The sequence below is a fragment of the uncultured Streptomyces sp. genome, from assembly GCF_947488945.1.
Taxonomy (GTDB): Bacteria; Actinomycetota; Actinomycetes; order Streptomycetales; family Streptomycetaceae; genus Streptomyces.
The window spans coordinates 96,642-110,754 of record NZ_CANLBS010000020.1; the positions used below are offsets into that span (position 1 = coordinate 96,642).

The 14,113-nt window shown below is 71.7% G+C and carries 8 protein-coding genes; 1 reads left to right on the forward strand and 7 read right to left on the reverse strand.

Going from position 1 to position 14,113, the window contains the following annotated elements:
• Positions 1-84 precede the first annotated feature (84 nt).
• The gene (locus tag Q0994_RS26815) at positions 85-3,111 is read left to right on the forward strand and encodes a carbohydrate binding domain-containing protein (protein ID WP_299539271.1); all 3,027 of its coding nucleotides are present in this window, start codon (positions 85-87) and stop codon (positions 3,109-3,111) included.
• 152 nt (positions 3,112-3,263) lie between these two features.
• Here the strand turns inward: Q0994_RS26815 and Q0994_RS26820 are convergent, their stop codons facing one another.
• From Q0994_RS26820 to Q0994_RS26850, 7 genes are all read right to left on the reverse strand, one after another.
• Complete coding sequence (locus Q0994_RS26820) at positions 3,264-4,349, reverse strand: aldose epimerase family protein (protein ID WP_299539273.1); 1,086 nt, start codon at positions 4,347-4,349, stop codon at positions 3,264-3,266.
• A complete protein-coding gene (locus tag Q0994_RS26825) occupies positions 4,349-5,380 on the reverse strand; it encodes a LacI family DNA-binding transcriptional regulator (RefSeq protein WP_299539275.1) in 1,032 nt (343 codons plus the stop codon). Before Q0994_RS26825 ends, Q0994_RS26820 begins: the two co-directional genes overlap by 1 nt.
• A 51-nt stretch (positions 5,381-5,431) precedes the next feature.
• A complete protein-coding gene (locus Q0994_RS26830; RefSeq protein WP_299539277.1) occupies positions 5,432-6,475 on the reverse strand; it encodes an ABC transporter permease in 1,044 nt (347 codons plus the stop codon).
• Entirely contained in the window at positions 6,472-7,488 is a 1,017-nt protein-coding gene (locus Q0994_RS26835) for an ABC transporter permease (RefSeq protein ID WP_299539279.1), read from the reverse strand. The genes Q0994_RS26830 and Q0994_RS26835 overlap by 4 nt, the downstream gene beginning before the upstream one ends.
• Complete coding sequence (locus Q0994_RS26840) at positions 7,485-9,092, reverse strand: sugar ABC transporter ATP-binding protein (RefSeq protein WP_299539282.1); 1,608 nt, start codon at positions 9,090-9,092, stop codon at positions 7,485-7,487. The genes Q0994_RS26835 and Q0994_RS26840 overlap by 4 nt, the downstream gene beginning before the upstream one ends.
• Before the next feature lie 151 nt (positions 9,093-9,243).
• Positions 9,244-10,329, reverse strand: a complete 1,086-nt coding sequence (locus tag Q0994_RS26845) for an ABC transporter substrate-binding protein (protein ID WP_299539284.1) — start codon at positions 10,327-10,329, stop codon at positions 9,244-9,246.
• A gap of 457 nt (positions 10,330-10,786) precedes the next feature.
• Positions 10,787-14,074 carry a LamG-like jellyroll fold domain-containing protein gene (locus Q0994_RS26850; protein WP_299539287.1) on the reverse strand — a complete coding sequence of 1,096 codons (3,288 nt, stop codon included), beginning with the start codon at positions 14,072-14,074 and terminating at the stop codon, positions 10,787-10,789.
• Between the last annotated feature and the right edge of the window lie 39 nt (positions 14,075-14,113).

A 14,113-nucleotide genomic window follows, 5' to 3' on the forward strand; every position in this document is an offset into this window, starting at 1 on the left:
CTCCGGCGGGGATCCACGTCCGCACCCGCACCGGGGCGGACGCTGTCGGCTGCCGCTTCACCGCGGCCCTCCCCTGGAGTTCGCATGAATCGCTCCCTCCACCGGTCGCTGCGGCGCCCGCTCGCGGCGGCCGTCGCGGCCGCCGGGCTGCTGGGGCTCCTCACCGCCGTCCCGCGCCCCGCGCCGGCCGAGGCCGTGCCCGTCGCGTCGGCGGACACCTCGGCGACCGTCTTCTACTGGACGAAGACCCGGAACTGGTCCTCCTACCGCCTGCACTACGCCCCCGACGGCGGCTCCTGGACCACCGTCCCCGGCACCGCGATGACCGCGGCCTGCACGGACTGGGTGAAGCTGACCGTGCCGCTCGGCGGCGCGGCCGGGCTGGCGGCCACCTTCAACGACGGCAACGGCGTCTGGGACAACAACAACGGCAAGAACTACGCCCTGGGCACCGGCGACATCACGGTCAGGGACGGCGTGGTGGCCCACAGCGACCCGTGCGCCACCACGCCCACCGGCCCCTCCCCCTCCCCCACGCCCGGCGCGTCCGGCAACACCGCCGAGGTCTTCTACTCGACCGCGAACGTCGGCTGGAACACCGTCAACATGCACCACAAGCCCACCGGGGGCGCCTGGACGACCGTGCCGGGAGTAGGCATGGCGGCGGCCTGCACCGGGTGGGTGAAGCGGACCGTGGACCTCGGTTCCGCCACCTCGCTGGTGGCCGCCTTCAACAACGGCAACGGCGTCTGGGACAACAACAACGGCTCCGACTACACCCTCGCCGCCGGCCGCAGCACGGTGAGGGACAACAAGGTGACCGGGTCGGCGGCCGACCCGTGCGCCTCCGCCGTGCCGGACACCGCGGCGCCGACCGTGCCGACGGGGGTGACCGCCACGGCGGACGGCACCTCCGTCGTGGTGTCCTGGCAGCCCTCCACCGACGCCGTCGGGGTGACGAAGTACCAGGTGACGAGGGTCGGCGGCACCAAGGGCGACCGGGTCGCCGACGTGGGTTCCACCGTGTACTCGGACACCGGGCTGGAGCCCAGGACGTCCTACCGCTACACCGTCCGGGCGGTCGACGCGGCCGGCAACGTCTCGGGCGCCTCGGCGGCGGCCTCCGCCACCACCGGCGCACAGCCGCCCGCCGCCGGCCAGGGCGCTCCGCTGGGCACCGACCCGCGCAGGGACCCGATCTACTTCGTGCTGACCGCCCGGTTCAACGACGGCGACACCTCCAACGACCGGGGCGGCAGCCAGCACGTGAAGTCGGGCAACGCCGCCAACCAGGACCCCATGTTCCGGGGCGACTTCAAGGGCCTGGTCGACAAGCTCGACTACATCAAGGGCCTCGGGTTCTCCGCCGTCTGGATCACCCCGGTCGTGCTCAACCGGTCCGACTACGACTACCACGGGTACCACGGCTACGACTTCTACCGGGTCGACCCCCGGCTGGAGTCGGCCGGCGCCTCCTACCAGGACCTCATCGACGCCGCCCACGCCAAGGGCATGAAGATCTACCAGGACGTCGTCTACAACCACTCCTCCCGGTGGGGCGCCAAGGGCCTGTTCACGCCGACGGTCTACGGCGTGCGGGACAGCCAGTGGAGCTGGTACTACGACGAGAAGAACGACGGCTTCGAGTACGACGGTCTGACGGTGGAGACCAAGTCCGGGAAGTCGTACTACAACGGCGACCTCTGGTCCACGGCGGAGCCGACCGGCAACACCTGTCTGAACTGGGGCAAGCCCACCGGCGGGAAGTCCGCGGAGGGCTACACGGTCTACAACTGCCAGTGGCCGAACCCGACGTCCGGCATGTTCCCTTCCGCGTACTACCACCGGTGCTGGATCGGCAACTGGGAGGGCGAGGACTCACGGAGCTGCTGGCTGCACGAGGACCTGGCCGACTTCGACACCGAGAGCCCCGCCGTCCAGAACTACCTGATCGGCGCCTACGACAAGTACATCGACATGGGCGTGGACGGCTTCCGGGTGGACACCGCCGTGCACATCCCGCGCACCACCTGGAACCGGCGCTTCCTGCCCGCCATCCAGGAGCGCGTCACCGCGCGCTTCGGCGCGGCGGCGGCGAAGAACTTCTTCGTCTTCGGCGAGGTGGCGGCGTTCGTCAACGACAAGTGGAACCGCGGCTCGGTCAACCACTCCGCGCAGTTCTACACCTGGAAGGAGCGCAAGGAGTACAGCGCGGACGACGCCGCGGCGGCGCTGGAGATGTACGACTACGAGCAGCAGCAGGGCACCGGCGCCCAGCCCACCTCCACCAACGCCTTCCTGAACGGCAACAGCTATCACGCCCCGGACCACAGCCGGTTCTCCGGGATGAACGTCATCGACATGCGGATGCACATGAACTTCGGTGACGCGAACAACGCCTACCACAACGGCAAGGACTCCGACGACAGCTACAACGACGCCACGTACAACGTGGTGTACGTGGACAGCCACGACTACGGGCCGAACAAGAGCAGCGAACGCTACGCGGGCGGCACCGACGCGTGGGCGGAGAACATGTCGCTGATGTGGACCTTCCGCGGCATCCCGACGCTGTACTACGGCTCGGAGGTGGAGTTCCAGGCCGGCAAGAAGATCGACTGCGGGCCGAGCTGCCCGCTGGCGACGACGGGGCGCGCCTACTTCGGCGACAGGATCGCCGGACAGGTCACCGCCCCGGACTTCAGCACGGTGGCGTCGGCGAGCGGCGCGGTGGCGGACACGCTGTCCCAGCCGCTGGTGAAGCACGTGCAGCGGCTCAACCAGATCCGCCGCGCGGTGCCGGCGCTCCAGATGGGCCAGTACTCCACGGAGGGCATCACCGGCTCGATGGCGTACAAGCGGCGCTACACCGACGCGGCGAGCGGGGTGGACAGCTTCGCGCTGGTGACGGTCACGGGTGCGGCCACGTACACCGGTGTGCCGAACGGGTCCTACACCGACGCCGTCACCGGCGACACGAGGACGGTGACGGACGGGAAGCTGTCGGTGGCCGCTCCGGGCAAGGGCAACCTGCGGGTCTACGTGCTGGACCTGGGCGGGGCGAACAAGGGGCCCGGCAAGGTCGGGACGGCGGGTCCGTACCTGAAGTGATCCGTGTCTGAAGTGATCCGTACCTGACGTGACCCGCCGTGCCGCGGGTCACCGTGCGGCGGGTCACCGTGCGGCGGGTCACCGTGCGGCGGGTCACCGTGCGGCGGGCGCCCGACGGCGTCCGCCGCACGGGCGCGCGAGGGGGTGCCCGGTCAGTTCCGCGGCTCCGGCGCGCGCAGGTGGGGGAAGCGGAGTTCGGTGCGGCTGCGCGCGGGGGCGCCGGGGCGCAGCACGGTGCTCGGGTGGGCGGGCCGGTTGGGTGAGTCGGGCAGGTGCTGGGTCTCCAGGCAGACGGCGCCGTGCCGTTCCATGGGACGGCCGGCCGCGTCCACGAGGGTGCCGTCCAGTTGGTTCGCCGTGTAGACCTGGATGCCCGGTTCCGTCGTCCACACCTCCAGGATCCGGGCGGCGTCCGGGGCGGTGAGCCGGGCGGCGCGGCGCAGGTCCGTCCGCGGGCCGTGTTGCCGGAGCACCCAGCAGTGGTCGTAGCCGCCGGCGTCGCGCAGTTGTCCGTCGTCGGCGGCGAGCCGCTCCTTCAGCAGGCGCGGCCGGGTGAGGTCGAACGGGGTGCCTGCGACCGGCAGCGGCGGGCCGAGCGGGATGCCGTCGGCGTCCACCGGCAGCCAGGCGTCGGCGTCGACCTCCAGCAGGTGGCCGAGGACGTCGCCGTGGCCGGCGAGGTCGAAGTAGGCGTGGTTGGTGAGGTTGACGACGGTCGGCCGGTCGGCGACCGCCTCGTACCCGAGGCGCAGGGTGCCGGACGGGCCGAGGGTGTAGGTGACGGAGGCGTCCAGCGCGCCGGGGAAGCCCATGTCGCCGTCGGGGCTGTGCAGGGTGAGCCGCACCGAGACGCTGTCCCCGGTCCGTTCGGCGGTGGCGTCCCACACCTTGCCGTGGAAGCCCCCGGGGCCTCCGTGCAGGGTGTGTCCGCGGTCGTTGACCGGGAGTTCGTGGTCGGTGCCGTCCAGGGTGAAGCGGCCGTGCGCGATGCGGTTGGCGTACCGGCCGACGACCGCGCCGACGTACGGGTGCTCGCCCGTGTAGTCGCCGAGTGCGGTCAGCCCCCGCAGGACGGGGCCCGGCACGCCGGCCGTGTCGGGCACGGTGAGGCGGTGCAGGGTGGCGCCGAGGGTGAGGATCTCGGCGCGCACCCCCGTCCCGCTGTCGAGGACGAAGCGGTGGACTTCCGTGCCGTGTACGAGGCCGAAGAAAGTCCGGTGCACGGTGGGGCGCGGCATCACCGGCTCCCGGGGCCGGCGGGGCGCTCGGCCGAGGTGGACTCGCGGACGACGAGGCGGTAGCCGGGGCGCCGGCGGCGCGGCTCGACGGCCTGGCCGGACAGCCGTTCGACGAGGCTGTCGACGGCGAGCCGGGCGATGGCCTCCTTGTCCGGGGCGATGGTGGTCAGGGTGGTGGCGCCGTAGCTGCTCTCCTCGATGTCGTCGAAGCCGACGAAGGCGATGTCGCCGGGGATGCCGAGCCCCCGCTCGGTGGCGGTGCGCATCGCGCCGACGGCGATCAGGTCGTTGTACGCGAACACGGCGGTGGGCCGGACGCCCCGGTCGAGGAGGGCCGCCATCGCGGCGGCCCCGTCCTCGCGCCCGTATCCGTCGGTGACGACGACCAGGGACTCGTCGGGTTCGATGCCGGAGGCCGCGAGCTCCTCCCGCCAGCCGCGCAGCCGCAGGTGGGCGGGCTGGCGTTCGCGGCCGGTGCGGGAGCCGACGAACGCGATCCGGCGGTGGCCCTGTTCCACCAGGTGCCGCACGGCGGTCCGGGCGGCGGCCACGTTGTCGATGGCGATGTGGTCGTAGGGTGCCTCGTACTCCCGCTCCCCCAGCAGCACCAGCGGGGCGGTCTCGGTGCGCGCCATCAGGTCCTCGGTCTCCAGGTGGATGGGGCTGAGGATGAGGCCGTCGATCACATGGGACCTGAATCCCTGGCTGACCAGCAGTTCCTTCTCCCGCAGCCCCGCGGTGTGGTCGACCAGCACGGTGTAGTCGTGGCGTGCGGCGGCGTCGACGACCGCGCCGGCGAGTTCGGCGAAGTACGGGTTGCCGAACTCGGGCACGGCGAGGGCGATGATCCCGGTGCGGCCCTTGCGCAGATGGCGGGCGGTGAGGTTCGGGCGGTAGCCGAGCTCGTCGATGGCCTGCTGGACCTTGGCCCGCATCTTCGGTGTGACGTGCTGGTAGTTGTTGACGACGTTCGACACGGTCTTGATGGATACGCCCGCCCGCTGCGCAACGTCCTTCAGGCTGACGCCCACGGCACTCCTCGACTCGATACGGCTCTGACCCCGGCTGGACCCCCGTGCAGCTCAGGTGGATCTGCGGCTGCGCGCCAGATAGCGCTGAGCGACCACCACCACGATAAGGAAACCGCCGCTGACCACGGACTGGTAGGAGGAGTTGAGCGAGCCGATCTGGTTGATCAGGTTCTGGATGACGGCGAGCAGCAGGACGCCCCAGAGGGTGCCGCTGACCGAGCCGGCGCCGCCGATCAGCAGGGTGCCGCCGATGACGACGGCGGAGATCGCGTCGAGTTCCATGCCGACCCCGACGATGGTGACCCCGGAGGTGAGCCGGGCGGCGTTGAGGGCCCCGGCGAGTCCGGCGAGCAGCCCGCTGAGGGTGTAGACGAGGAGCTTGGTGCGGGCGACGGGCAGACCCATCAAGGTGGCGGCGTCGGCGCTGCCGCCGACCGCGAAGAGCGTCTGGCCGAACGAGGTCCGCTGGAGCACGGTCCCGCCGATCCCGAAGAGGGCCAGGGCGATCAGGATCGGGTACCCGAAGCCCCAGACGCTGCCCTGGCCCAGCTCGGCGAAGGCGGAGTCCTTGGGCACGAGGTAGGTGGTGGCGCCCTCGTCGGTGATCGACAGCAGCAGGCCCCGGGCGCCGAGCAGGGTGGCCAGGGTGACGATGAAGGGGGCCAGGTTGCCCCGGGCGATCAGGAAGCCGTTGAGCAGGCCGATCGCTCCGCACACCAGCAGCGGGGCGAGCAGCGCGGCGAGGAAGCCCCACTGCGAGGCCCAGGCGGCGAGCACCCCGCCGAGGGCGAAGACGGAGCCGACGGACAGGTCGATGCCGCCGGTGATGATCACCAGGGTCATGCCGAGCGCGACGACGGCGAGGAAGGACGCCTGGACGGTGACGCCGCGGGCGTTGTCCAGGGTGGCGAAGGTCGGGTAGACGAAGGAGGCGATGATCACGACGGTCAGCAGGACCGCCAGGACGCCCTGGCGCTGGAGGAGTTCGGCGGCGCGCCGCCGGCCGCCGGGCGCGGGTTCGCCGGCCGGCCGGGAGGCGGACGCCTCGGGCGGCGGGGACGCGGGGGCGGCGGGGGCTGTGGTGGTTTCGTTCATCGGGACCGACGCTCCCGGGCGACGTAGACGGCGGCGACGATGATCGCCGCCTGGGCGATCTGGGCGGTGGAGTCGGGCAGGTCGTGCTTGACGAGGGTGGCGCGGAGCAGCTGCATCAGCAGGGCGCCGGCCACGGTGCCGAGCACCCGGACGGATCCGCCGTTGAGGGGGGTGCCGCCGACGACGACGGCCGTGATGGCGGAGAGTTCCATCAGGGTGCCGAGCGAGGACGGGTCGCTGGCGGTGAGCCGGGCGGTGGCGAGTACCCCGGCGAGGGCCGCGAGGACGCCGCAGAGCACGTACACGCCGATCAGGACGCGCTTGACGGGGAGCCCGGCGAGGGCGGCGGCGGACCGGTTGCCGCCGACGGCGACGATCTGGCGGCCGAAGGTGGTGCGCCGCACCAGGAAGGCGACGGCGGCGGCGAGCACCGCGGCGATCCAGACCACCAGCGGGACGCCGAGGAGGGAGCCGGTGCCGAGCGACAGGAGATCGGGGTTGACGATCTGCTTGAGCTGTCCGTCCGCCACCACCAGGGCGATGCCCCGGCCGCCGACGAAGAGCGCGAGGGTGGCCACGATCGGCTGGAGGCCGACGAGGGAGACCAGGGCGCCGTTGACCGCGCCGACGACCGCTCCGGCCAGCAGGGCGACGACGAGGGCGGGCACCAGGCCGTAGCCGAGGTAGAGCGGGAGGAAGGCGGCGGCCAGCGCCATGGTGGAGCCGACCGACAGGTCCACGCCCTCGGTGCCGATGACCAGGGCCATGCCCAGGGCGACGATCACGATGGGGGCGACCTGGACCAGCTGGGTGCGGAAGTTGTCCGCGGTCATGAAGTGGTCGGTGAACAGGGCGTTGAAGAGCAGCACCACGGCGACGGCGACGTACACGCCGTACTCCTGGTACCAGGACGGTTCGCGGAGCCGCGCGAGAGCGGGGGCGACCCGGCCGGACGGGCCGGGCTTGCCGGGCCGTGCGGGGGGTGCGGGCGGGGAGGCGGTGGCCTGGGTCATCGGGGCTCCTCCTGGGCCGGGGTCTTCTCCCCCGGCGCCGGTGCGTGGTCGGCGAGCACGTCGAGCAGCCGGTCCTCGGCCACGTCGTCGCCCGCCAGTTCGCCGGCGACGGCTCCGCCGCGCAGGACGACGATGCGGTCGGCACCCTCGACGAGTTCTTCGATGTCGGACGAGATGAGCAGCACGGCGAGTCCCTCGCCGGCGAGTTCGTCGATGAGGCTCTGCACCTCGGCCTTGGCCCCGACGTCGATGCCGCGTGTCGGCTCGTCCAGCAGCAGCACCTTGGGTTCCAGGCAGAGCCAGCGCGCCAGCAGCACCTTCTGCTGGTTGCCGCCGGAGAGTTCGCCGACCTTCTGCTCGGGGCTGGACGCCTTGATCCGCAGACGCTTCATGAAGATGTCGACGATCCGGTCCTGCTTGGCGCGCGAGACGACACCGGCGCGCGACAGCCGGGGCATGGCGGCGAGCACGATGTTCTCGCGGACGGAGAGGCCGGGCACGATGCCCTCGGCCTTGCGGTCCTCGGGCAGCAGGCTGATGCCGGCCCGGATGGCGGCGGCCGGGGTGAGCCGGCGCAACGGGACGCCGTCCACGACGAGTTCCCCGGCGTCCAGCGGCAGCGCGCCGGACAGTGCCTTGGCCGTCTCGCTGCGGCCGGAGCCGAGCAGGCCGCCGAGGCCCAGCACCTCTCCCCCGTACAGGGACAGCGAGATGTCGTGCAGCCGGTGGCGGCTGGAGACGCCGGTCGCGGTGAGCACGGGGGCGCGGGCCGCCTCGTGGCCCTCGGCTCCGAAGCTGGTGACGCCGGAGCGGCGGACCTCGGCGAGGTCGCGGCCGAGCATCATCGACACCAGTCGCATCCGGTCGAGGCCGGCGAGGTCGCCGGTGTGGATGTGCCGGCCGTCGCGCAGGACGGTGACGCGGTCGCAGATCCGGTACAGCTCGTCCATGCGGTGGCTGACGTAGAGGACGGCGATGCCCCGCCCGCGCAGGTCGCCGATGACCCGGAAGAGGGTCTCGACCTCGCGCGGCTCCAGCGAGGAGGTGGGCTCGTCCATGATGACGACGCGGGCGTCGACGGAGACGGCCCGCGCCAGCGCGACCATCTGCTGGGTGCCGATGCCGAGGGTGTGCAGCGGTCTGCGGGGATCGACGCGTACGCCGAACCCGTCGAGGAGTTCCGCGGCCTCCCGGTGCATCCGGCCGAAGTCGATCAGGCCGAAGCGGTTCTTCGGTTCGCGGCCGAGGAAGATGTTCCGCGCCACGCTCATCAGCGGGACGAGGTTGACCTCCTGGTAGATGGTGGAGATGCCGGCCTGCTGGGCGTCGAACGGCCGCGCGAAGGCGACGTGTTCGCCGGCCAGCAGCAGCTCGCCCTCGTCGGGGGCGTGGACGCCGGTCAGCACCTTGATCAGGGTGGACTTCCCGGCGCCGTTCTCGCCGACCAGGGCGTGGGTCTCCCCCGCGCGCAGGGCGAAGGAGACGCGGTCCAGGGCGATGACGCCCGGGAACCGCTTGCTCACCGCCCGCGCCTCCAGGACGGGGCCGGGACCGTCGGCCGCGGCGGGCGCCTGCGGCTGCGGTACTGCTTCGGGTGGTGCCATGGATCCTGGCCTTTCCGGTTTCCTTCGGACGGCGGCGGGCCGCGCCCGGGAGGGCGGGCGGCGGACCGGTGGGGCGCGCGGGGCCGGGGGCCGGGCGCGCGGGCCGGCGCGGCGCGGGGAGGAGTCGCGCCGGCCCGGTGGGAGCGGCGGATCAGTAGGCGCCGCCGAGCGAGGAGGCGGCGTTGGCCTCGTCGTACTGCCGGTCCTCGATGATCACGTTCTCCGGGATCTCCTCGCCGGAGTAGAACTTCTGCGCGGTGGCGAAGGCGAGCGGCCCGAACCGCGGGTTGGACTCGATGACGGCGTTGTACTCGCCGTCCACCACGGCCTGCACCGCGTTGCGGGTGCCGTCGACCGACACGATCTTGACGTCCTTGCCGGGCTTCCTGCCCGCCGCCTTGAGCGCGGTGACCGCGCCGAGGCCCATTTCGTCGTTCTCGGCGTAGACGGCGGTGATGTCGGGCTTCGACTGGATGAGCTGCTCCATGACCTGCTGGCCCTTGTCGCGGGCGAACTCACCGGTCTGCTGGGCGACGATCTCGATGCCGGGCGCCTCGGCCTCGATCCGGTCCACGAACCCCTTGGTGCGGTCGGTGGTGACGTTGTTGCCGGAGGCGCCGAGGAGGATGGCGACCTTGCCCTTGCCGCCGGTGGCCTTGATCATCGCGTCGGCGGCTCGCTTGCCCTGCTCGACGAAGTCCGAGCCGAGGAAGGCCACGTAGTCCTGGCAGGCGGTGGAGTTGAGCTTGCGGTCGATGGTGAGGACGGGGACCTTCTTGGCGGCGGCGGCCTTCAGGGCGGGCTCCAGGCCGTCGGAGTTGAGCGGGGCGACGATGAGGAACTGTGCGCCCTGGGAGAGCATGTCCTGGATGTCGCTGATCTGCTTGGACAGCTGCGACTGGGCGTTGGTGGTGAGCAGCTTCTTGACGCCCAGCTTCTTCGCCTCGTCCTTGATGGACTGCGTCTCGGCGATCCGGAAGGGGTTGGCCTCCTTCTCGGACTGTGAGAAGCCCACCACGGCGTTCTTCAGGTCGAGTTCGGGTGCTCCGTAGGTCTTCAGGGAGCAGCCGGGGCCGGAGCTGCTGCCGGGCTCCTTGGCCTCCTGGGCGCCCTGGCTGCTGTCGCCGCCCGCCGCCGCGGGGGTCTCGGACTTGGCGCAGCCCGCGACGGTGAGCATGGCGGTCGCGGCGATGAGGCAGGCCGCGGTGGCGGTACGGGATCGACGCTGGATCATCATGCGCGGGTGCTCCTTGGCGGGTCGACGGCACGCGGCGGTGCGTGCGGTCAGGGTGAGTGAGGTGGGGGAAGCGTCAACCCGACTGCGGATGACGCGGGTACGCGTTCCCGGGCCTCGCCGGCACGAGGCGGCGGCGGAGGCGGAAAGGGGCGGCGCAAGGGTGCTGCGGCTCGATTTACAACGTTATATATCCGGCTTCGGCGCGACGGCAAGAGTCCGGTCGCCCGTTTGTGGAACCGTGTTCAAAGGAGGCGCCGGAGCCGTGCGGAGAGGACCCCGGCGGCCGCGCGGAGGAGGGTCGCCGGGGGCCGCGCGGAGGATCGTTTTCCCCGCGCGGCCCCGGCGCGGCCCGGCGTAAGGGCCGCGGGCCGGTCCCTCGGCGTACGGGGCCAGGGGTCCCCGGCCCGGGGCGTACGGGGCCGGGGCTTCCCGACCCCGTACGTCCGGCCTTCCGCGATCAGGGCTTCCCGGCTCCGTACAGGACGCCGACCTCGGTGGCGGTGAGGGCGTGGTCGAAGACCGCGACCTGGTCGACCGAGCCGTTCCAGAAGTCGGTGGACGAGCCGTTCCACTTGGCGCGGCCGACCGACAGCGGTCCGGTGCTGACGTCGGGCGCCCCCGCCTCGGCGGTGCCGCCCTGCCGCCCGTCCACGTACACCGTCAGGGTGTTGCCCTGCCGGACGCCGACGAGGTGGTACCAGCGGCCCGTCTCGGGGGTGATCTCCTGGCGCGCCCGGTGGCCGCCGGGCGCACTGAAGGCGAACGCGCCCTGCCCGTACTGGAGATAGAACGGGTTCTCGGTGCGCCGGCCGTCCTGGCTGACGGCCGAGGCGTAGTTGCCGGGCAGCGCGTCGAGCGTCACCCAGGCGGAGACGGTGTAGTCCTTCGTGGTGTCGAGGACCGGTCCGGCCGTCTGGGCGTACTGGCCGTCACCGTCGAACTTCAGCGCGGAGCCGTGCACACCCGGCGTCCAGGAGGCGCCTCCTTCGAGAGTGAGCGTGGCCTTGTTGGGCCCGCTGTCGGCCGCCGTGGCACCCACGTTCTCGTCGAGCGACCAGGAACCGCCGCCCGCCAGCTCGTCCCGCTCACCGGCGGCGGCGCCGGCGGCGATGACCTCCCGGTTGATCTTCCGCACCGCGGCCGGATCGACCTTGATCTCCCGACGGTCGTACGTCCAGAGGCCGTTGAGCTCGGTCTCCAGGTCGGTGACCTGGGTGTAGACCGAGCCGGACAGCTCGGCGCGGGCCGCGTCCAGGTAGAACGTGCGGGTGTTGTCGACGTACTTGGCGGTCAGCGCCGCCTTGTCGGAGACCCCGCTGTAGATGACGGCGGGCGCGCCCGGCCACATGTGCCCCGGCGTGCGCAGCGTGAACCCGCCGTGCTCGCCGTCCATCGCGGCGCGGTCGTCCGGGAACGGCGCGTCGTTGTTCACGTAGTCATGGTGGTCGACGATGTCGCCCTTGCCGGAGTCACCCTTCGAGTTGCAGCAGTTGACGCCGCTGTGGGCGTTGACCACGCGGGACGGGTCGGCCGCCTTCACCGACTCGGCGATCTTGCCGGTCTCCGTGCGGTCCCACTCGCCCCAGCCCTCGTTGAAGACGATCCAGCCGCCGATGGCGGGCGAGTTGTGGAGCTGCCTCATCATCTCGGCGCCCTGGGAGAGGAACGCCTGCTTGCCCGTGTCGTTCGAGATGTCGCTGGAGACGAAGTCCTGCCAGACGAGGAGCCCGAGCTGGTCCGCGTGGTAGTACCAGCGTGCCGACTCGACCTTGATGTGCTTGCGCACCGCGTTGAAGCCGAGGTCCTTCTGCGCCTTCAGGTCGAAGGCGAGCGCGGCGTCGCTGGGCTGGGTGTAGAGGCCGTCGGGCCAGAAACCCTGGTCCAGCATGGCGAGGGAGAAGAACGGCTTCCCGTTGAGGGTGAGCTTCTGGTAGCCGCCGACCTTCTCGACCTTCAGCGACCGCATGCCGAAGTAGCTGTCCACGGTGTCCGTGGAGCGTCCGTCGGTCAGGGTGACGTCCAGGTCGTACAGGTACGGGTCGTCGGGCGACCACAGGTGCCGGCCCGCGACCGGCAGGCTGAGCGCGCGGTTGGCGGGGCCGGTGACGGTCCCGACGACGTGGCCCTTCTTGTCGCGGGCGACCGCCTCGACACGGGCGGCGGCGCTCGCGTCGTCGGAGTTGACGGTGACCGAGAGCCGGCCGGCGTCGATGTCCGGGGTGGTGGTGAGGGAGTCGACGGAGGCGCGGGCGACCGGCTCCATCCAGACGGTCTGCCAGATGCCGGAGGACTCGGTGTAGACGATGCCGCCCGGCTTGGTGGACTGCTTGCCCTTGGGCTGGTTCGGGCCGGTCACGTCGGTGACGGCGACGACGATCTCCTGCGGACCGGAGCCCTTGACCGCGTCGGTGATGTCGGCGCTGAAGGCGGTGTACCCGCCGGTGTGCTCGGTGACCTTCCGGCCGTTGACGTAGACGGTGGCCCGGTAGTCCACGGCTCCGAAGTTCAGCAGCAGCCGCCGGTCGTCGCGGTCCTTGCCCACGGACCAGTTCCGCGGCACCGTGACGAGCTTGCGGTAGAACATGTGGTCCTCGTGGCGCTCCAGTCCGGAGAGCTGCGACTCGACCGGGAAGGGCACGGTGATGCGCTCGTCGAGCTTCTTGCCGAAGACGGGCTGCTCGCCCTCGTCGGCGCCGGCGAACTCCCAGGGTCCGTTCAGATTGAGCCACCGGTCGCGGACCTGCTGGGGCCGGGGGTACTCGGGCAGCGGGTCGCGCCGGTCGAGCTTGTCGCCCCAACTGGTCGTCAGCCGGTGGGTGGAGGAGTTCTTCGCGGTGCGGCTGATGTCGGGGACGCTCTCGCCGCCGGCGGTCAGGCCGCCTTCGGCACCGTAGGTGACCCTGACCTGCTGGCCCTGTTGGACCGGTTCGGCGAGCTGCGCGACGAAGGTGTTGCGGTCGCCGGGCGCGCGGGTGACCCGGGTGACGGGCATCGGAGTGGTGTCGGCCTCGATCACCAGGTGGTCGCGCACGCCGTCGAGGCCGCCGACCCGGTCCTGGAAGGTGGCCCGGAGCTGCTTGCCGTCGGCGGTGACGCCGAGGGCGACGGGGTACACCTCGAAGTCGGCGGGCGGGGTGAACGCGGACTCGGGCACGAGCTGCTTGGCGAGCTGCGGGCTCGACCAGCGCAGGAACATGTTGGCGCCGCCGACGTCCTGGAACATCTCCAGCCGGAACGAGTGCTTCTCGCCCGCGACCAGGTGGACCGGCTGGGCCGCGGTCTGCTCGTTGTCCCAGTCCGGCACCCAGTGGTCGATGACGGCCTTGTCGTCGACGAAGAGGCGGAAGCCGTTGTCGCCGCTGGCGGAGAAGGTGTAGTCCCCGGTGGCGGGTGCCTGGATCTGACCGGTCCAACGAGCCGTGGTGTGCTCGGTCTTGCCGGTGGCGGACTCGAAGGCCCCGGTCAGACTGGGGAAGTTGATGTCCGGGTCGAGCGCCGTGGCGCCGAGCCGCGCGAAGTCGCGGGCTCCCGGAGCGGACATGGCGAAGTACTCGCCCTTGAGCCCGTGCACGTCGGTGACGGGATCGGCTGCGGCCGGAGCGGCCGTCGGCGCGGCGGCCGCGAGAGCCGCGGCGGGGGCGCTCCCGGCTGCGCCGGCCTGGGTCGCGCCGACCGGGATCAGCAAAACGGCCGCGCAGGCGAGTGTGGTCAACAGTGCACGTGGGCGCGGGTGTTGTCGTCTCATGGCATCGTCCTCACGAAGAAGCCGGCGTGCCTCCAACCG